This is a genomic window from Halalkalibacter urbisdiaboli (assembly GCF_002156385.1).
GTDB classification, from domain to species: Bacteria; Bacillota; Bacilli; order Bacillales; family Bacillaceae_D; genus Halalkalibacter_A; species Halalkalibacter_A urbisdiaboli.
This window is the reverse complement of sequence record NZ_MVJM01000001.1, coordinates 1,412,000-1,431,272: the sequence shown is the minus strand read 5'-3', so window position 1 is coordinate 1,431,272 and position 19,273 is coordinate 1,412,000. Positions and strand designations below refer to the sequence as shown.

Sequence of the window (19,273 nt, the reverse complement as noted above, 5' to 3'; positions counted from 1 at the left end):
ACGTATATTTTTTTTTTATTTTTTTTGAATCGAAACAACATTCGTTTCACGAGCCGCAACTGAACCTTTTTTTGAAAGGTGAAGCAATTCATTATCTGCTAAATTAGTAAAAATAACAGGCGTGATTGTAGCTTTCGCATTCTCTTTTATAAAGTCTAAGTCAAAGCGAAGGAGTTCTTGCCCTTGTTCTACTTTATCACCTTGTTCAACAAAAGATTCAAAGCCTTCCCCCTTTAAGTGGACAGTATCTATGCCAACATGGATAAGAATTTCTTTTCCGTTGTCTGTTTCAATACCAAGAGCATGCTTTGTCGGGAATAAATTAACGATCGTTCCAGCGACAGGCGAAAGGACGATTCCATTTGTCGGTTCGATGGCAAAACCATCGCCCATCATTTTCGTTGAGAATACTTGATCTGGGACTTGGGATAATGGTAATAGTTCGCCTTCCAATGGGATAGCAAAATCTATTTCCCCATCAGCTGCAGGTTTATTTGTTCGCTCCTGTTCAATAGGAGCAGGAGTACGTCCTTTAATAATATCCTGAATTTGGCCTTTAATCTGGTCTGAGCGCGGACCGAAGATCGCTTGAATATTATTTCCCATCTGCATGACACCAGAGGCTCCTAGCTTTTTCAACGTATCTTTTTGAACATTTCCAACGTCCTTTACACTTACACGAAGGCGAGTGATACAAGCGTCAAGATTAGTTAGGTTTTCTTTGCCACCTAATGCTTGTAAAACTTTATAAGGTAGCTCTGAAGACTCTGTAGAGCCGCTTTGTTCTTCTGGTTCAACAACTTCTTCTCGTCCAGGTGTCATTAGATTAAACTTCTTAATAGCGTAGCGGAAACCGAAATAATAAATAACGGCAAAGACAAGACCAACTGGGATTACAAGCCACCAATCGGTTCTTCCTGGCAGTACACCGTATAGTAAAAAGTCAATAACACCGCCTGAGAAGGTCATACCGATCTTTACATCTAGAATGTGCATAATCATAAAAGAAAGACCTGCAAAAATCGTATGAACACCAAATAAAAGTGGTGCAACAAATAAGAAACTAAATTCAAGTGGTTCTGTAATACCAGTTAAGAATGACGTAAGTGCTGCAGACCCCATAATCCCTGCGACGACTTTCTTCTGTTCTGGTCGGGCACAATGATAAATTGCAAGAGCCGCAGCGGGTAGACCAAACATCATGAACGGAAACTTCCCAGTCATAAAGGTACCAGCCGTTAATTCTGCGCCTTCGCGAATTTGAGCAAAGAAAATTTGTTGATCGCCACGAACGACGTTTCCGGCAGTCGTAGTATAAGAGCCAAACTCAAACCAAAATGGTGAATAAAAAATATGATGAAGGCCAAATGGAATTAATGCTCGCTCGATAACACCAAAGATAAATGCTGCGAGTGTACGGTTTGAATCAACCATAATATATGAAAGGTTATTCATTCCAAGTTGGATTGTAGGCCAAATAAAATGTAAAATAACTCCTAAAAAGACAGCGAAAAATGCAGTTGCGATTGGTACAAAGCGTTTTCCTGCAAAAAAGCCTAGGTACGATGGAAGTTCAATATTATAATATTTTTTATACATTAATGCTCCGAGTAAACCGGCGATAACCCCGCCAAACACACCTGTTCCAAGTGTTGGAATCCCAAGGACTAATTGTGTGCCAGGATTATCAGCATTAACCATATCTGCTGTAATTCCACCTGTTACCCCTATGGTAACATTCATAATTAAGAACCCAATTAAGGCAGCTAATCCGGCAACTCCATCACCATCAGATAACCCAATGGCAACCCCAACTGCAAATAATAATGGGAGATTAGCAAAGACGATGTCTCCTGCATTTTGCATAATACTAGCTAGTAAAACGACCCAGTTTGCTTCTAGTGCTGGAATCGCAGCTGTAATATCGGGATTTTGTAGGGCATCACCAAATGCTAATAAAATCCCTGCGGCAGGCAAAAGAGCTACTGGAAGCATAAGTGCTTTTCCTACACGCTGTAAAACACCAAATGAATTTTTAAACATGTTAAAACCTCCGTAAAATCTAGTTAGTTGATCATTATGCAACAAAAAAAGGCATGAGTGGAAAAGAAGGACAACACAATAGAAGGCTAGTGTAACTAACCATTGTGCAATCGCTTCCTTCCCTCTCATGCCTGCATCACCAGTAACACGGAAAAGAAAAACGTGTGTTATTTTTTTGAAAGACGTTGAAGATGTAGCGTTAAATAAACAGCTTCAGCATCTGGAACCGGTTTCTTTAATGCTTGTTGCATAATTTTAATCAGTTTCCATGAGAGATTATAGCATACAGGATATTCTGCTTGCAAGATGTTCTTTAATGGATCTTGATTATCTATATAACCCCCATTGTGAATACGTTCAATTACATGATGAAGATGACGAACTAAACGTAAATAATTCACATCGTTTTTTGGAATGACGAGTTCAAGCGCTTGCTCAATCACTTGAACGAGCTGACCGATAAGCTGAGTGTGCCGATTTACTTCTTGCAACGAACGTCGTGTCAAGGCACTATGAATATGAAGAGCGACAAAACCGATTTCGCCAGGTGGGATGTCAATTTCTAATGCTTCGTTTAAATCGAGAATGATTTCAGATGCTAAATCGTATTCCTTAGGGTATGCAAGCTCTGTTTCTGCGAGAAAAGGGTTCTTAATATCTAAACCTTGTTTGACTCGCTTAACTGCATAAAAAAGGTGGTCGGTTAGAGCAATATGGATATGCTCGTGGAGCTTTACATCAAACCGTTGTTCGATTTTAACGATAGCATCATTCATTAGACCAATAAACGTCTCATCAATATAATGGAGAAGCTGGATATACTGCTCCTGTTCCTTCTCTTCTTTTAAAACAAAAAATTTCTCAGCTGTATCAGGTGTAACCTCATCGCCAGGGACTCGACCAAATCCTAATCCTTTTCCTATAAGAACGACTTCTTGATATTCAGGATGTGTTGCAACGAGAACGTTATTGTTTAATATTTTTTTTACGGTCAGCAAAAAGGACACCTCCTCTCTGGATCTAGATTAAGTGCTCTGATCATAGCGATAAAAAGAACGAGCGTCAACAAAAGGGATTCTGAATATTCTGTAAACAATTTCCAGATTAGAAAAATTGGTGGAATAAGAGGTTGAAATCCACTACGATAAAAGAAGGTATGTAAGGGAGTTGACATTTTGAGACATTATTTGAATTTTGATAAAATGAAAGAGAAAGTTCGTGTTATGAATGAAAGAAGCTATGATTATGAGGAATCTTTTTATAATAAAGTTGATGAGTTTCTTGAATCCAGCGAAGGACATCATGTGAAGGACGTCTTAGTAAAAGGATTTGAGCACGTTTTATCGCATGTTGATGAAGAAATAAAGGTCATTGAAAAAGAAGTAGGATTAAATAAAAGCTGTGAAATAGGTTGTGCTCATTGCTGCTATTTTCCGATTATGGTGACAAAACTAGAAGTTAAATTAATGCTGCAGTATATCGAGCAATTGCCTCTTGAACGAAAAGAAAAAATGATGGAGCATTTTCAACAGTATGTAAAGACGTTCGCTCCCCAACTTGAACAAATAAAAGATCTCGATTATCAAAAGGATGTAAACTTTAAACACCAATATAAAAAGCTAAACCTACCGTGCATGTTGTTGGATGAACAGACAAATACTTGCTTGGCCTATGAGGTTCGTCCGACTCCATGTCGTACGTATATGAATTATGTACCGCCAAAGGTATGCTCGGAACAGCATGTACCAAAGGAACCAATAAGCTATGAATTTTTGCATAACTTTTATGTTCAAGGTATGGACGAAATTATTCAAACGATATTAGAGGTAGTTGATGATACGGAGTTAGGATTTTCCTATCCGGCAGATGTAATGGAGGTTCAGTACTTGCCCCTCCTTTTAAAGGAAGAGCTTATAAACCGAGGTGTGTTCAAGTAAAGGAGCGCGAGGATGATGAAGGGTAAGGTAGAAGGGGTTATTGTTTTTGACGGTTCTTGCACGATGTGTCATACCGCTGTGCAATTTCTATTAAAACGAGATAAAGACCAATTTTATAAATTTACCTCCTCCCAGTCAGATGTAGGCAAACAACTAAAAGAAAAATACAAAATACCTGAAGACATTGATTCACTAATCGTGATTGAAAGCGACCGGGCCTTTATTTACTCGGATGCCGTATTGCAAATTATTCCGAAGCTTCCTTGGCCATGGCAGTTCGGACGTTTGCTTCGGTTTATTCCTCCAGTTATTCGACACCGGTTATATCGTTTAGTTGCAAAAAATCGTCACCGATTCTTTAAAAAAAGTGAGAACTGTCGCCTTCCAACACGAGAGGAAAGACAGCGCTTTTTGGAATAAATTCAATTGTAATCAAGCACTGATAGAACGATAATAGCTTAAAAAATTTACAACAATTTCTTATTTATATAAGTTTTGAATCACTAGAAGACGTGTTATTATAGACGTAAGAGAAAATAAGAAAAGCGTATGAATGCTTTTGCTTTTTTAGGAGGGGAACGTTCATGGAAGAGAAGAATATGCAAGCCTATTTTGAAGAACAGCTAGCTGCAGCGAAACGTCAATTTGAGCGTACCATCGATTGTAAGCATACGGAGTTTGATGACCTGTATCCATATATGACAGAGCAGCCACAATTCTTTTGGTATAAACGTTATGTGGCATGGCAAGAGCTTTTAACTGTTGTTAGAATTGTTTCTGATCTAGGATTGGACTGGAAATCGTCGTTTCTAGAAAAGCAAATCACTTATATTGAGTCTCGTGTTTTAGATGCGAAGGTGTTAGATAATTGGTATGAAGAACAAGAAATCGAAGCAGAACAATCCTCGCAAAATGAATAGTCTATAATTAAAGCCCTTAAAGCGCTGCTTAAGGGCTTTTCTTTAAAATAAAATTGCAAATGCTCAACTGATAAATAGCTTAAAAAGTTGTTGAATGTCGACATATGTCTATAATACTATGATAATATATATCATTTTTTTACAAATATTTTATTTTGAAATGGAACGGAAGCGACAAGAAAATGTCGGAGCGTAGGTGAGAGAATGACAAGGATGAACTTCCGTACAGTTGCGCATGATATTTTGCAACTGCTAAATCGTACACTTCAAGCAACTCATATTTACATAACAAAAAAAGATGGAAACCGTTTTCGCTTTTTATATGGGATTTGTGAGATGAATACGATACATTATACACATGCAAAGAACTTATTTGAAAATGAAGTTGATATGCTTCAATTTATTTGGAGTGAAGAGGAGTATGAGGAGAGGGAAATCATTGCTTCTACAGATAGAGGGCAATTAATAAGTAAACCTTTGTATTTATCAAATAAGGAAATGTTTGGAACATTAACGATTGTCTATCCTGCAACAGAAGAAGTAACTGATACGCATCGTCTCGTTATAAAGACAATGGTCAAGTTTCTAAACTATGCTCTCGAATTACGATCAATTGCAATAAGTGACTCCCTTACCGGATTATATAATCGATATTTCTTAGAAACCTATTTATCAAAAACCGATGATATTTTAGCAAAAGGGTATGCGATCATCTATTTCGATTTAGATGACTTTAAATATGTGAATGATAGTTTAGGACATAACACTGGTGATAAAATTTTAAGATATGTAAGTCAAAAGTTAAAAAAGAACTTTGCGGATTTTTTTGTATGTAGAATGGGGGGAGATGAATTCCTCATTTTCCTCCCTTGGGTTACTGAACAGGAGGTTTTAGAAAAATTTGCGAAGCGTATTTACAGTATGTTTAAAAAGCCATACTTAGTAGATGGCTTTGAAATATTTTTAAAGGCGAGCGTAGGAATTTCAATTTATCCAGACGATGCTTCTACTCTAGAAGATATGATTAAAAATGCTGATGCCGCGATGTATGTGGCTAAAGAAAAAGGAAAAAATCAAGCCGTCTTTTATAATAATGGGATGAATGAGGGCGCCTTAAAACGGCTCGAATTGGAGAGCTATTTAAACAAGGCTTTAGAATACGATGAATTTGAACTTTATTATCAGCCGCAAATTGAGGTAAGTACAAATCGTCTTATTGGTGTAGAAGCTTTAATTCGATGGAATCATCCGAAGTTAGGGGTTGTCTCACCGCAGGTTTTCTTAGATATTGCAGAGAAAACAAATTTAATTATTCCAATTGGCGAATGGGTCATTAGGACAGCTTGTTCTACTTTAAAACAATGGCTTGATTCAGGTCATCCTGAAATTAGAATGAGTGTAAATTTGTCAGCAAAACAGTTTTTACAGCATGGATTATCGGATATCATTGCGCAAATTTTAGAGGAAACTAATTTGCCTGCTCACTTATTAAACCTTGAAATTACTGAAACTGTTAGTGTAAATGATGCGAAAGTCGTAATCTCGATTTTAGATCAATTAAAGTCGCTAGGTCTTGAAATATCAGTTGATGATTTTGGGACAGGTTACTCTTCTCTTGCATATTTAAAGGATTTTCCAGTTGATTGTTTGAAAATTGATCAGATGTTTATTCGAGAAATTGAAAAAGATCCAAAGCATAAAGCAATTGTAAATGCTACGATTTATTTAGCTCATGCCCTAAATCTTCGTGTAGTAGGTGAAGCTGTCGAGACGAAAGAACAATTGGAGTTTTTAGAGCAAATGGGTTGTGATGAGGTGCAAGGCTATTTTTACTCAAAGCCACTCCCTTATCAAAAAATGATCCATCTTCTTGAAAAATATCGACAAGAGGGGAAATTCACGACGGAATAACTGGGATGGCCCAAAAGGTTAAGAACGGCCTTTTGGACGAAGCCGATGAAAAAGGTAAAAACTAGAGGCTACTGAAAAACTACTTCTTGGAACTTAAAGAAGAAGTAATGGCTTCGCACGTTACTTAAAGGGCATTGAATAAGGGAAAAGCCCCCTTTTTCAATGCCCTCTTTTGGACATCCTAGTTTTCGTTAAGCAGCTCCTTAATTAAGCGTGATATGAGAATCATGATGCTGATAGATTCCTTCTAGTTTTTCGCCAATATCTTCTTCAAGTTCTTTATTTGACGGTAGGGTATCATAGCTTTGAATAATGACAAACTTTTCTAAGCAAACAAGGTGATAAGGGTATTTTTCACCATCGTCTTCAATAATCGCGTACAATTTTTCTTTTTTTGTACTAATGATGTCACCAGCTTCTTGGACCGAGCGTTTACGGTTAATGGTAACTTTCATAAAAACTCCTCCAAAGATTTTTTTATCATTTTCGGAAAATTTCAAAGAGTTTATACTTCATAAAAAAAGATAATTCAAAAACCAAAGCTGGAATTTGAATTATCTTTTTTTGTTACTTTTTCCTTTTTTTATTTGCTTTGTTTGAGCCATTATCAATCATTTCACTTGCTACTTCTTCATTAAACATACTTTCGGTTGGAGTTTGGTTATTAGTAAGAGCTTTATTTGCTTGTTTGCGTTTGGTCATCTTATAGCCCCCTTTCATTGTTAAAAAAAGAATTCATTGTTACTATTTCTAATGAAGCCGTAAAATATGAGAAAGACGAGAAAATTTATAAATGCACAGTTAAACGAAAAATAGAGGTGTTATAATGGCAAAAAAATATTACGTCGTTTGGAATGGCCGGAAAAAAGGAATATTTACTTCTTGGGCAGAATGTGAAGCTCAAGTAAAGGGGTATGCAGGAGCAAAGTTTAAATCTTTTCCCTCTGAAGCTGAGGCTAAAGCTGCCTTTGCTGGGGGAGGGGTCTCTGCGAAAGGGCCGAAAAACAAGGCAAAAAGTAAACCGATAATTGAGTCTGCGACTGACGAGGTTATTTGGGATAGTATTTCTGTCGATGTCGGGTGTCGAGGCAATCCGGGGATCGTTGAGTACAAAGGCGTACATACAAAAACGGGAGAAGTTTTATTTGCTCATGATGAAATTCATATTGGAACAAATAATATGGGTGAGTTTCTTGCGATTGTTCACGGTCTCGCTTATTTAAAGGAAAAAGGGAGCGACATGCCCATTTATTCTGATTCAATGACAGCGATTAAGTGGGTGAAACAAAAGAAAGCAAAATCTACATTAGAGCGAAATGAGCAGACCGCCTATATATGGTCACTCATGGATAGAGCGGAAGCGTGGCTGCAAAATCATACATATTCAAATAAAATCTTGAAATGGCAAACGGAAAAATGGGGGGAGATTAAGGCGGATTATGGGAGAAAGTAAAGATGAACGAGCAGAAGATGGTGTTAAGTATTTTATTCGTTATAGTTGGGATTATCGTGATAGTAAATGCGCTGTTCATTCCGAAGAAAAACGGAGTAGAGCGTGAATCCTTTCTTCAATATGTCTTACTAAGTTTAATCGGATTATTATCAGTACCGTTTGATTATCGAGAGCCTACTCCCTATGAAGGATTATTGTTTTTCTGTCTTTTTCTGTTAGTCGGTTATTTTTCAATCAAAACATTCTTTAGGCTGCCGAAGATTACCGTATATAAAAGCTCTTGGCTGGATGTTGTGAAGGTTGTAACGATTGTGTTAGAAAGGTTGGAAATTCCCTTTGAAGGGAAGGCTAAAAAAAGCGCAATACTTGAGAAAAATTCTTATCATTTTCAATTGGTGGATCACGGGAATGCAACCATTGTTGTAACATGTAAAGGAAGTATGGACCCGGAAAGTGATAATAATGATGTGAGTGTCGAATTAAAAAAATATCGCAAGCTTCCTAGCTCTAAGTATGTTCACAACCAGCTTGTCCAGGCATTAATGCTGTACCGAAAAGGGCAAAAGTTTAAAGGAAGAGTTCTATTACATGTCTCATCAGGCGTTTTTTCCCTGATTATGGCAAGCTTATTATTTTATCTTTAGTGAGGTACCATGAAATCATATACTAGGTTACGTGAAAAACAAAAGCAATTTTTTTATTCCGGAATAACGAAGGAATATAGTTTTCGTATAAAGCAGCTAAAGTGCTTTTCGACTATGCTCAAGAATAATGAAAAAAAATTGTTGCAGGCATTAAATGATGATTTAAATAAGTCGTATGAGGAAGCTTTTTTAACTGAAATGGGGCCATTATATCAAGAGCTATCTTATATGATTAAGCATTTGCCTGAATGGACGAAAGCAAAGAAAGTGAAAACCGCAACCTCTCATGTTGGGTCCAAAGGCTATATTTATCATGAGCCATATGGTGTTGCGTTAATAATTGCTCCTTGGAACTATCCTCTTCAGCTCGCGTTAGCTCCAGTTATTGGGGCGTTAGCTGCTGGTAATTGTGTTGTGTTAAAGCCTTCTGAATTTACTCCTCACACGTCAAGTGTTTTAAGTGAAATCGTCAGGGATACCTTTTCAGATGAGTATTTCACGGTTGTAGAAGGTGCTGTTGAAACAAGTCAGCAGCTATTAGCGGAACCGTTCGATTATATCTTTTTTACGGGGAGTGTAAATGTAGGAAAAGCTGTAATGGAAGCAGCGGCCAAGCATTTAACACCAGTAACACTCGAGCTAGGTGGAAAAAGCCCTGCGATTGTACACGAGGATGCTAAGCTAGACTTAGCTGCAAAACGGATTGCTTGGGGAAAGTTTATTAATGCAGGTCAAACTTGTGTTGCGCCGGATTATGTCCTCGTTCATGAGCAAATAAAAGAGCAATTTCTTTCTAAGCTAAATCAATACATTGATCAGTTGTTTACTGCAAGCTTTGAGCGGAATCGATATCCAAGGATTGTGACAAACAGACATTTTACAAGGCTTTTGTCTTTTCTTGATGATGGGGATATTTATCTAGGTGGACATTTTAAGGAAGAGGATTGTGTACTTTCTCCAACGGTTTTAACGAATGTGTCTCTTGATTCGAATATTATGAAGGAAGAAATCTTTGGACCGATTTTGCCGATTATACCTTATCAAAAAATAGAAGAAGTCTTATATTTAGTACGAGAACAACCGAACCCATTAGCTCTTTATGTATTTACTGAGAATAAAGAGATTGAACAAAAAATTATTCATGGACTTTCCTTTGGGGGAGGCTGTGTAAATGATACGATATTGCATCTTGCTACACCTCATTTACCCTTTGGAGGAGTGGGGGCAAGTGGAATGGGAGCGTATCATGGTTATGAAAGCTTCAATACGTTCTCTCATCGGAAAAGCATTCTCAAGCAAACAACAGCGTTTGATTTGCCAATACGCTACAAGCAAGGAAAAGTGGCACTGGCATTATTACGTAAGCTATTTAAATAGGTTCTAGAAAGAGGTATTAAAGGTGGAAGTACGCTTTTAAATACCTCTTTTTTTTGGCTGAAAAATACTTCTAGAATAGAACTTCAATTAAATGATTTTCATTGTTTAATTAAAATAATTACAAATAACTGTTGACACCGTTTTTCTAGGTGTGTAGAATGATAAATGCAATCAAGTAATAATAATTATAAATAAACATTTGTTATAGACAAGCGTATGGTACAGAATTCAAATCATTAAATGTACGACACTTGTTAGAGAAGGAGAGAGTTTTCATGCGTTTAAGAGAAGAGATGCCAGAACTATCTGGAGCAACAAAATGGTTAAATGGAGAATTTACTAAGGAAGAGCTTATGGAGAGTGGGAAGGCGACACTAATCCATTTCTGGTCTGTAAGTTGTGGACTTTGTAAGGAGGCAATGCCAGAAATTAATGAATTCCGTGATGAATATGAGGACGAATTAAATGTAATTGCCGTTCATATGCCACGTTCGGAAAAGGATCTTGATATGGCTGTTATTGAGGCGATGGCTCAAGGTCATGATATTATACAACCTATTTACGTTGATAGTGAACATAAGCTGACTGATGCATTTGAAAATAAATACGTTCCTGCCTATTATGTGTTTGATAGTGAAGGGAAGCTTAGACATTTCCAAGCCGGGGGCAGCGGAATGGATATGCTTCGAAAAAAAGTCAACCGTGTCTTAGGCATAGAAGATTCAGCTGTGAAATGAATTGTTAAATAACACCATTGATAAGATTGGAATCTATTAAAAAGGGTGACGGTGCGATGGCGTTTAAACAACAACTAAGTAGTATTAACTATGAACCGAATCGTTATGAAGATACACCAAAGGAAGATGGTGCTTATACGGATCCGCAAACTCCAATCCAAGGTGTAACTGGAAGACAGAAATTTGAGAAGACGAATAACTTCGGTCAAGCGGGTAGAATCTATCGTAGCCATTCGAAAGAGGTGCAAGATACTCTTGTTAAGAATCTTATAAATGATTTGCAGGCTGTTGGAGAGCAAGCTCAATTGCTGGCCATATGTAACTTCTACCGTGCTGATGATGAACTCGGTAAACGTCTAGCTGCTGGGCTTAATATAGACATTAGCCCATATTTACAACACCTAACTAAATAAGGCTAAACAAAAAACCTCATGTTGGACGACATGGGGTTTTTTGTTTAAATGAAGTAATATTAAAATCTAGTTAAAATCATTTGGAAATCGCTTTTTTTGCTTTAAAGAATATATTTTAGCAGAAATTTCGCTAAAATACTTTTTATCTAAAGAATTCAATTAACAATATATCTTGAAAGAGGTCGAATTATATTAACTATTGTCAGAAAAAGAAGTCAGAAAAGTATTGTAATTCAAACTAGTTGATCATAGTATTTAATTACAATAATGGAAAGCGCTTTCAAACGTTGAACAAAATATAATTCAAAGAAGCTACCTTTGGAGGAAATTCTGGCTTTTCGAAACCGCTTTCTAAAAATGTAATTTTAGAAGAGAACTTTTACAATCCTTTTATTTGGGAAGGTGTTTAAAATGAAGCTAACTATACGCGATATAGCAAAAATGGCTGGGGTATCTCCAGCAACCGTTTCGAAGGTAATCAATAATTATGAAGGTATTGGCATAGAAACAAAAAATAAAGTTTTAAGTATTATTCAAGAAACAGGGTATAGACCTACCTTCTCTGCTAAAACATTAGCAACAAAAAAATCCTACCTAATTGGGTTGGTTTATGCAGGAAAGGAGGAAGTTGGCTTAAATCATCCGTTTTTTAATGAGGTTATAAATGCATTTAAAAAGGTGATTGGTGCAATGGGCTATGATCTTTTAGTCTTTTCAAATGAAAGATTTGAAAGTGAAGATTATTTAGCGAGATGTAGATACTTTGGCGTAGATGGATGTTTGATTATAACTGGTGATGAAATTAAACCTTCAATTTATGATCTAGTACAAAGTAACGTCCCTTGTGTAGGAGTAGATATCGAATTAAATGGGACAAAGTCAAGTTATATAGCTACAGATAATACAAAAATTTCTTTCCAGGTCGTTGAACATTTTTATATTAATTCAATTAGAAGTATAGCATATGTTGGTGGTACGAAAGAGGCGTATGTTGAAAAACTTAGAAAAGATGGATTTATAAAAGCAATGAAACAATTTAACTTACAAATTAAAAATGAATGGATAGTAAGAGGGGATTTTACTGAAAAAGGTGCTTACGAGGCCACGAAAAAAATATTATCTCTAGAGCCGTATCCCTGAAGCAATTTTTGCGATTTCAGATATCATGGCCTTGGGAGTTATTAAAGCGGTAAAAGAGCAAGGTTTACAAGTACCGTTTGATATTAAGGTCATTGGTTGTGATGATATTGAAGCGTGTATGTATAGCGATCCAGCGCTTTCGACAATTAGGCAAGAAAAAGAAAAAATTGGTATTTTAGCAGCTCGTATGCTAATGGATATCATTTCTGGTTTAACTGATTCAAGCTCTATTTTAGTAGATCCGAAGCTGATTATAAGGTCTTCCTGCGGTACAGCTTTAAACATGTCAAAGGGATAAAAAATTTTAAAAATATCGCTTAAAAATCTTATTAGAAAGGGGGGATTTGATTACGAAACCGATTTCGATAAACAGCATTGAAAACGCTTAATTTTGACGGTTGTTTCTCATTAATTAAAAGGGGGAATGTGTTATGAAAAAGCAATGGACGAAAAAGTTTTTTGTCATAATGGTCAGTATTTTGCTGTTAGCTGTTGTGGGGTGTAGTAATTCTAATGAACCAACTAACAATACTAATGATATTGGTAACAATGAAGAAAAAGCGTCTTCCGATAACGATAAAAAGGAACAAGTAAAGTTAGTCGTATGGCTATGGCCAGGGATGGGGATAGAAGATCAAATTAAACAATATGCAGATGAAAATGGGATTGAAGTTGACATACAGCTAGCGGAATTTGCAGATGTCCATAGTAATCTAACAACAGCCTTAGCAGCGGGTAGTGGGGCTCCAGATATTTCAGCTGTTGAAGTTAAAGGCATTAATAAAATGAGTGCGAATCCTGAACATTTCTATAATCTACTAGACCTTGGGGCTGATGAAATAGAGGGTGATTATTTAGATTGGAAATGGCAACAAGCGATGGCCCTAGACGGAACTTTATTAGGGATTCCTACTGATATTGGTCCTCAAACAATGTCATATCGTCTTGATGTGTTTGAAAAAGCTGGCTTACCAACAGACCGAGAAGAAGTAGCAAAGTTAGTTCAAACTTGGGATGACTGGATTGAACTTGGGGAACAAATTAAAGAAAAAACAGGAGCTGCAATGATCGATTCTGCACAAGGCTTATATTCAGTAATCGAGGGGCAAGGCGAAAATAAGTATTATGATGAACAAGGAAATGTAGTCATAGAGGAAAATCCTCAAATTGAAAAAGCGTATTCTATTACGATGGAGGCAATTGAAAAAGGGTTAACTTCTGGTTTTGAGCAATGGTCTACTGAGTGGGGAGCTGGTATGACCAATGGTGATTTTGCCACAGTATTAACACCAGCTTGGATGACTGGATTCATGAAAGAAAATGCACCAGATGCAGCTGGTTTATGGGATATGGCGCCATTACCTGAAGGCTCAGGGAACTGGGGTGGCTCATTCTTAACGATTCCAAAGCAATCAGAACATCCTGAAGAAGCGTATGCGTTAATTAAATGGTTACTTTCTCCTGAGCAACAGCTTGTAACATTCCAAAACAATGGAAACTTTCCTTCGACACCTAGTATCTATGAAAGTGAAGACTTGCAAAACTTTACCTCTGAATACTATAGTGGTGCACCGTTAGGTCAACTATTTGGTGAGGCGGCTAAAGAAGTTAAATTAGTACACGAAGGTCCTGCATCAATTCAAATTGAGGAAGCCATTCTTGATGCTGTTAAGAGAGTTGAAGACGGTCAAGCTACTCCAGATGACAGCTGGCAGCAAGCGATGAAGCAGTTAGAAAGACAGTTGAGACGCTAAATTTATAATGAGAGACTGATAGTTTCCTAATATCAGTCTCTCATTATATAACTGAAAGGGTGAAATAGATGAGTGGAAAGACGGAAATTCAACGTCATAAAACCGTAATTCACAAGGGTAAAAAAAGCTTAACTCAAAGCAAGAAGGATCATATTTCCGGTTATCTTTATATTGCTCCATTTTTTATTTTGTTTGGTATATTTGGTGTTTTTCCGATTATTTTTACAGCATATATTTCATTTCATAGTTGGGATGTCCTTGGTACTAAGGAGTTTATTGGTTTTCAAAATTATATTTGGCTTTTTACAGACCCATTATTTTGGAAAACGATTGGGAATACATTTAGTATTTGGATACTTTCAACCATTCCTCAGTTATTTTTAGCGCTCGTACTAGCATTTATATTAAACCAAGCATTTTTAAAAGGTAAAGAGTTCTTCCGTCTCGCGGTATTTTTACCTAATATCACATCAGTTGTTGCTGTTGCGATTATATTTGATGCCATTTTTGCTCAAAAATATGGTGTTTTAAATTATTTATTGTCCTTTATTGGAATTGACCCTATTAACTGGAAGGGGACATATATAGGATCTCATTTAGCGATTGCGGCAATGGTCATGTGGAGATGGACAGGTTATAATGCGGTCATCTATTTAGCAGCACTGCAGAGTATCCCAAAGGATTTATATGAGGCAGCGACAATCGATGGTGCAACTAAAGTACAGCAGTTCTTTAATATAACGGTTCCCATGATTCGTCCAATGATTATTTTTACGGTCATTTTATCAACAATTGGAGGGATGCAAATCTTTGCTGAACCGATGTTGTTTAATGGACCGGGTGGAGGTGCACTTGACCAAGGGCTAACAGTTACTCTTTATTTATATGAAGAGGCATTTGTTCGGAATTCATTTGGTTATGCATCCGCTATAGCATGGGTTTTATTTTTGATTATTGTTGTATTCTCGTTAATAAATTTATATATTACCAATAAAATTAAATCTGTTGAGTAAGGAAGTGAGTAAATGAAAGAGGTTGGGGTTAAAACACTTGCACCTGGTAGAATTTTTGTTTATGCGTTATTAACGGTCATGACATTTCTTTCGATCTTTCCTTTTTATTGGATGTTTGTTATTGGTTCAAATACAACTGCTGCTGTTAACAACTTTCCTCCAGCGTTGTTTCCGGGTTTAAATTTTTTTGAGAATGCTAGTAAGGTTTTTGAGAATATTAACTTTCTACGAGCGCTTTTTAACTCATTTGTCGTTTCAACAGCAATAACTGTATCTGTTTTATTCTTTTGTTCCTTGGCTGGTTTTGCTTTTGCAAAGTTAAATTTCACGGGGAAAAAATATTTATTCATCTTTATTATTGGAACGATGATGGTTCCGATTCAGTTGGGGTTAATCCCTTCATATATGATTATTAGTAAATTAGGCTGGATTAATGATCTGCGAGCAATTATAATACCAGCATCTGTAAACGCTTTCGGTGTATTTTGGATGCGACAATATATTACAGCAACAATTCCAAATGAATTGTTAGATGCAGGTAGAATTGACGGAGCATCAAATTTCCGTTTATATTGGAACATTGTAGTCCCGGCAGTTCGTCCAGCAATAGCGACTTTAGGTTTAATTACTTATATGCAAGTGTGGAACGATTTTCTATGGCCGCTTGTTGTTTTAAAGGATTCTAGTGTCCACACCATTCAAATTGCACTACGCTTATTAAACGGTGCATATTATAAAGATTTTTCTATGATTTTAGCCGGTACATTTATGGCTACAATCCCAATTCTAATAGTCTTTTTAATTTTTAGTAAACAGTTTATTGCTGGCTTAACAGAAGGATCTGTTAAGAATTAATGAGAAAAAGCGGGGGATTACAGGAGGAAACCTGTCGTTGCCTAAAAGAGGCTGTGCCAAAAGGTTGTTTGGCACAGCCTTCATGCAATGAGTAGCGGACGAAGCCATTGCTGTGCACGCTTTATGCTTTTGAAGCAACCCCTTTTTAAGAGTTCTCTGTTTTATTAGTCGCCTTAGTAAATGATCGGTAACAAATAGTGAAGATAACATAGGATCCTATACTAAAAACACCTAAAAAACTAATAGGAAACACTACGAACAAACCTATGCATAATCCAACAGTTAAAATAAGAAGAAGCGTAGTTGGTAAGTAATGTAATGAAAAGAGCATTGATTTTTTTATTACATTTATGGTGTTGAAATTAAAATGAACCATAACTGGAAATAAATAAGGAGTTGTAAATACTACTAATAAACCTAAGAAAAAAAAGACTGGATAAAGAATAAATCTAAAAAAAGAATTAATATCTTGAATTAGCCAAAAGTCGAGGACTAGTAAAATTACTAAAAGGCTCCATATAAGCCCTATTATAAAGCTAGTTTTAAAGTTTTCTTTAAAATACCGAAAGTAATTATTAAAAATTGCTGAATAATCTTTATTTCGTCTCCACTCTCGAACGACTCCAAATAAAGCTGCAGTAGCGGGGAATATCGTGATTATGGGAAGGCATGTGAGGACAAAGAGAATATTTAAGATAAAAAAACTCGTAATAAGCTCCAAAATTTGATGAAATCTACTATTAAATAGCCCGCTAAAAATATTCATTCGCATCACCTCACTTTTGTATAATTCATCTTTCAAAAATAACATATATGTCCTTGAAAAAAAAGAGAACTATTTTATAGCGTAGAACTAAATATCTTCGTAATTGAAAGGAGAAAAAATATGTTGCAAAATAAAGAGTTTCAACTTGGGGTTTGCTACTATCCTGAGCATTGGCCAGAAAACATGTGGGAAAATGATTTTAAACGTATGAAAGAAATGGGTTTTTCTATTGTTAGAATGGCAGAGTTTGCATGGTCTATCTTTGAACCAAATGAGGGGGAATTTTCCTTCGAGTTTTTCGATAGGGTAATCGATATTTGTAATAAATATGGATTAAAGGTTGTATTAGGGACGCCGACTGCAACCCCTCCTGCATGGCTAACTCATAAATATCCTGAGGTTTTAAATGCTTCTCAAGAAGGAATTAATTATCAGCATGGTCAAAGAAGGCACTATAATTATAATTCTTCTATTTATAAAGATTTGTCAGCAAGAATTGTCAAAGAAATGGTTACCCATTATAAAGACCATCCAGCGGTAGTGGGATGGCAAATAGATAATGAACTAAACTGTGAGACGGATGTTTTTTACTCTGAAGCGGATCACCGCTCCTTTCGAACATGGGTAAAAGAAAAATATCAAACGCTTAAAGAATTAAACAATGCATGGGGAACAGTTTTTTGGAGTCAAACATACACGGATTGGGAACAAGTTTTTCTTCCGAGAAAAACGGTAAGTGATTCACCTAATCCCCATCAAGCCTTAGATGAAAAGAGGTTTATTTCAGATAGTGCAATATCGTTTGCAGGTGTTCAACAGAAAATAATTAAAGAACTAGCTCCTCACCAATGGGTAACTACAAATGGGATATTTGGCCACATTGATAACCATCAAATGACAAGTAATTTATTAGATTTTATTGCTTATGATTCCTATCCTAACTTTGGTAATGTTATAACTGATGACACTCCTAATCCTTTGTTAGATCGCAGGTGGAGTTGGAATCTATCCGTTGTCAGAAGCATTTCACCGACTTTTGCTGTTTTTGAGCAGCAGTCAGGGGGCGGCGGATGGGTAAATCGCCTTTTGCAACCGGCTCCAAAGCCTGGCCAAATGAGATTATGGACATATCAGTCAATTGCTCATGGGGCAGATAGGATTCTATATTTTCGTTGGAGAACTGCTACAATGGGGACTGAAATCTATTGGCATGGAATTAATGATTATCATAATCAGCCGAATCGAAGAGTTAAGGAGGCTGAACAAATAGGAAAAGAACTAAAACGAATAGGAGATCGATTAGTTTGTTCTAAATACAGGGCAGAAGTAGCGATTGTAAAGGATTACGATAATGAATGGGACGGTGAGCTTGACAAGTGGCACGGTTCATTTGAGAAAAAAAGTTTACAAGCTTGGTTTAAAGCTTTTCAATACAGCCATATTCCAGCTGATGCATTGTATATACACAATACGACTAGTTTAGATGAACTGCTTAAGTATAAAATTCTAGTCTATCCTCATCCAACGATCCTTCCTGAAACAAGGGCAGAATTGTTAAAAGAGTATGTTCGCCAAGGTGGGAAAATTATATTCGGTTGTCGGTCGGGATATAAAAATATTAATGGGCAGTGCTATATGTTGCCATTTCCTGGGCCAATTGGTGATTTGTGCGGGATTACTATTGAGGATTACACGTTAATAGGTCCAAAAGAAGAGGCACCAGTGATAGAACTAGAAAATCAAAAAGCGAATGGTTTAAACGATGAAATAAAGGCGAATGATTTTAATGAGATAATTAATCCATATTCCTCTGATGCAGAAGTATTAGCTCGCTTTAAAGGCAGTTTTTATTCTGGAAAACCAGCATTAGTAAAAAATACTTATGGCCAAGGAGAAGCTTATTATTTTGGTGGGGTTTTTAATGAAGAACTAACGAATCAATTAGTAGATAGATTAGAAATACATTCACCAGTTGATTGGATTAAACTGCCTAAAGCTATTGAAATAAGTATAAGGGAACACCCTGAAAACGGTGAAAAATTTATTTTCTTATTGAATTTTTCAAATGAAAAACAAACAATTGAAATTAGAAAAACTGTTCATGAACTTATAACGAATAGTGAACTAAGTGGTGAAGTTTCTATCAGCTCTTATGGAGTCTTTATTTTAAAAGTGAGTTAAACCTCAAAGAAGAAATTCATTTGCTATTTTTCTATCTAAAAAATAAACTCAAAGCCCCTCAGAACATTTTAAAAGGGGCTTTAGAGTGTATTGAAAAGGGAAAAGCAGAGGCCACTGAAAAACTCCTTG

The 19,273-nt window shown here is 36.3% G+C and carries 18 protein-coding genes and 1 pseudogene; 14 read left to right on the top strand and 5 right to left on the bottom strand.

Translation table 11 applies throughout. The features are described from left to right. Positions 1-15: 15 nt before the first annotated feature. Positions 16-2,043, bottom strand: a complete 2,028-nt coding sequence (gene ptsG / locus B1R93_RS07245; RefSeq protein ID WP_088103221.1) for a glucose-specific PTS transporter subunit IIBC — start codon at positions 2,041-2,043, stop codon at positions 16-18. 167 nt (positions 2,044-2,210) lie between these two features. Further along, positions 2,211-3,041, bottom strand: coding sequence for a glucose PTS transporter transcription antiterminator GlcT (gene glcT / locus B1R93_RS07240; protein ID WP_088103220.1), 831 nt, complete (start codon positions 3,039-3,041; stop codon positions 2,211-2,213). A 177-nt stretch (positions 3,042-3,218) separates the two neighbouring features. Here glcT and B1R93_RS07235 point away from each other — a divergent pair, with 177 nt between their 5' ends. The 4 genes from B1R93_RS07235 (at position 3,219) to B1R93_RS07220 (ending at position 6,811) form a co-directional block, all read left to right on the top strand. Next, a complete protein-coding gene (locus B1R93_RS07235; RefSeq protein ID WP_088103219.1) occupies positions 3,219-3,980 on the top strand; it encodes a YkgJ family cysteine cluster protein in 762 nt (253 codons plus the stop codon). 12 nt (positions 3,981-3,992) lie between these two features. Beyond that, a complete protein-coding gene (locus B1R93_RS07230) occupies positions 3,993-4,400 on the top strand; it encodes a thiol-disulfide oxidoreductase DCC family protein (protein ID WP_245308207.1) in 408 nt (135 codons plus the stop codon). 164 nt (positions 4,401-4,564) lie between these two features. Then, positions 4,565-4,900, top strand: coding sequence for a hypothetical protein (locus B1R93_RS07225; protein WP_088103218.1), 336 nt, complete (start codon positions 4,565-4,567; stop codon positions 4,898-4,900). Between the two features lie 204 nt (positions 4,901-5,104). Next, a complete protein-coding gene (locus tag B1R93_RS07220; protein WP_088103217.1) occupies positions 5,105-6,811 on the top strand; it encodes a putative bifunctional diguanylate cyclase/phosphodiesterase in 1,707 nt (568 codons plus the stop codon). Between the two features lie 203 nt (positions 6,812-7,014). Here B1R93_RS07220 and B1R93_RS07215 read toward each other — a convergent pair whose 3' ends face one another. Beyond that, the gene (locus B1R93_RS07215; RefSeq protein WP_088103216.1) at positions 7,015-7,266 is read right to left on the bottom strand and encodes a hypothetical protein; all 252 of its coding nucleotides are present in this window, start codon (positions 7,264-7,266) and stop codon (positions 7,015-7,017) included. A 112-nt stretch (positions 7,267-7,378) separates the two neighbouring features. After that, on the bottom strand, positions 7,379-7,513 hold the full coding sequence (locus tag B1R93_RS23630; protein WP_280949461.1) for a hypothetical protein: 135 nt from the start codon (positions 7,511-7,513) through the stop codon (positions 7,379-7,381). 124 nt (positions 7,514-7,637) lie between these two features. On the opposite strand from B1R93_RS23630, the gene rnhA reads away from it, so the two are divergent. The 9 genes and pseudogenes from rnhA (at position 7,638) to B1R93_RS07170 (ending at position 16,197) form a co-directional block, all read left to right on the top strand. Then, positions 7,638-8,264: a ribonuclease H gene (gene rnhA / locus B1R93_RS07210; protein WP_207634124.1), complete on the top strand. Its 627-nt coding sequence runs from the start codon at positions 7,638-7,640 to the stop codon at positions 8,262-8,264. A gap of 2 nt (positions 8,265-8,266) precedes the next feature. Next, positions 8,267-8,908 carry a hypothetical protein gene (locus B1R93_RS07205; protein ID WP_088103214.1) on the top strand — a complete coding sequence of 214 codons (642 nt, stop codon included), beginning with the start codon at positions 8,267-8,269 and terminating at the stop codon, positions 8,906-8,908. A 9-nt stretch (positions 8,909-8,917) separates the two neighbouring features. Continuing rightward, complete coding sequence (locus B1R93_RS07200) at positions 8,918-10,285, top strand: aldehyde dehydrogenase (RefSeq protein ID WP_088103213.1); 1,368 nt, start codon at positions 8,918-8,920, stop codon at positions 10,283-10,285. Between the two features lie 275 nt (positions 10,286-10,560). Then, positions 10,561-11,022, top strand: a complete 462-nt coding sequence (locus tag B1R93_RS07195) for a TlpA family protein disulfide reductase (protein ID WP_088103212.1) — start codon at positions 10,561-10,563, stop codon at positions 11,020-11,022. Positions 11,023-11,078: 56 nt separating this feature from the next. Beyond that, positions 11,079-11,435 carry a catalase-related domain-containing protein gene (locus B1R93_RS07190; protein ID WP_088103211.1) on the top strand — a complete coding sequence of 119 codons (357 nt, stop codon included), beginning with the start codon at positions 11,079-11,081 and terminating at the stop codon, positions 11,433-11,435. A 411-nt stretch (positions 11,436-11,846) separates the two neighbouring features. Further along, a pseudogene (locus B1R93_RS07185) lies at positions 11,847-12,873 on the top strand (LacI family DNA-binding transcriptional regulator). A 133-nt stretch (positions 12,874-13,006) separates the two neighbouring features. Beyond that, positions 13,007-14,329, top strand: a complete 1,323-nt coding sequence (locus B1R93_RS07180) for an ABC transporter substrate-binding protein (RefSeq protein ID WP_088103210.1) — start codon at positions 13,007-13,009, stop codon at positions 14,327-14,329. A gap of 68 nt (positions 14,330-14,397) precedes the next feature. Then, positions 14,398-15,342 (top strand): carbohydrate ABC transporter permease, encoded by a 945-nt coding sequence (locus B1R93_RS07175; protein WP_088103209.1) that lies wholly within the window; start codon positions 14,398-14,400, stop codon positions 15,340-15,342. A 12-nt stretch (positions 15,343-15,354) separates the two neighbouring features. After that, positions 15,355-16,197: a carbohydrate ABC transporter permease gene (locus B1R93_RS07170; RefSeq protein WP_088103208.1), complete on the top strand. Its 843-nt coding sequence runs from the start codon at positions 15,355-15,357 to the stop codon at positions 16,195-16,197. Positions 16,198-16,342: 145 nt separating this feature from the next. Here B1R93_RS07170 and B1R93_RS23910 read toward each other — a convergent pair whose 3' ends face one another. Beyond that, positions 16,343-16,963, bottom strand: a complete 621-nt coding sequence (locus B1R93_RS23910; protein ID WP_165763749.1) for a YesL family protein — start codon at positions 16,961-16,963, stop codon at positions 16,343-16,345. A gap of 120 nt (positions 16,964-17,083) precedes the next feature. Here B1R93_RS23910 and B1R93_RS07160 point away from each other — a divergent pair, with 120 nt between their 5' ends. Beyond that, positions 17,084-19,144, top strand: a complete 2,061-nt coding sequence (locus tag B1R93_RS07160; RefSeq protein WP_088103206.1) for a beta-galactosidase — start codon at positions 17,084-17,086, stop codon at positions 19,142-19,144. The last annotated feature ends 129 nt before the right edge of the window (positions 19,145-19,273 follow it).

Excerpts from the sequence above, each read along its gene's own strand:
- B1R93_RS07190 (WP_088103211.1), top strand. The coding sequence starts at position 11,079 with ATGGCGTTTAAACAACAACTAAGTAGTATTAACTATGAACCGAATCGT.
- B1R93_RS07225 (WP_088103218.1), top strand. The coding sequence starts at position 4,565 with ATGGAAGAGAAGAATATGCAAGCCTATTTTGAAGAACAGCTAGCTGCA.
- B1R93_RS07230 (WP_245308207.1), top strand. The coding sequence starts at position 3,993 with ATGATGAAGGGTAAGGTAGAAGGGGTTATTGTTTTTGACGGTTCTTGC.
- B1R93_RS07175 (WP_088103209.1), top strand. The coding sequence starts at position 14,398 with ATGAGTGGAAAGACGGAAATTCAACGTCATAAAACCGTAATTCACAAG.
- B1R93_RS23910 (WP_165763749.1), bottom strand. The coding sequence starts at position 16,963 with ATGAATATTTTTAGCGGGCTATTTAATAGTAGATTTCATCAAATTTTG.
- B1R93_RS07215 (WP_088103216.1), bottom strand. The coding sequence starts at position 7,266 with ATGAAAGTTACCATTAACCGTAAACGCTCGGTCCAAGAAGCTGGTGAC.
- ptsG (WP_088103221.1), bottom strand. The coding sequence starts at position 2,043 with ATGTTTAAAAATTCATTTGGTGTTTTACAGCGTGTAGGAAAAGCACTT.
- B1R93_RS07220 (WP_088103217.1), top strand. The coding sequence starts at position 5,105 with ATGACAAGGATGAACTTCCGTACAGTTGCGCATGATATTTTGCAACTG.
- B1R93_RS07200 (WP_088103213.1), top strand. The coding sequence starts at position 8,918 with ATGAAATCATATACTAGGTTACGTGAAAAACAAAAGCAATTTTTTTAT.
- B1R93_RS07180 (WP_088103210.1), top strand. The coding sequence starts at position 13,007 with ATGAAAAAGCAATGGACGAAAAAGTTTTTTGTCATAATGGTCAGTATT.
- B1R93_RS07195 (WP_088103212.1), top strand. The coding sequence starts at position 10,561 with ATGCGTTTAAGAGAAGAGATGCCAGAACTATCTGGAGCAACAAAATGG.
- rnhA (WP_207634124.1), top strand. The coding sequence starts at position 7,638 with ATGGCAAAAAAATATTACGTCGTTTGGAATGGCCGGAAAAAAGGAATA.
- B1R93_RS07160 (WP_088103206.1), top strand. The coding sequence starts at position 17,084 with ATGTTGCAAAATAAAGAGTTTCAACTTGGGGTTTGCTACTATCCTGAG.
- B1R93_RS07205 (WP_088103214.1), top strand. The coding sequence starts at position 8,267 with ATGAACGAGCAGAAGATGGTGTTAAGTATTTTATTCGTTATAGTTGGG.
- B1R93_RS23630 (WP_280949461.1), bottom strand. The coding sequence starts at position 7,513 with ATGACCAAACGCAAACAAGCAAATAAAGCTCTTACTAATAACCAAACT.
- B1R93_RS07170 (WP_088103208.1), top strand. The coding sequence starts at position 15,355 with ATGAAAGAGGTTGGGGTTAAAACACTTGCACCTGGTAGAATTTTTGTT.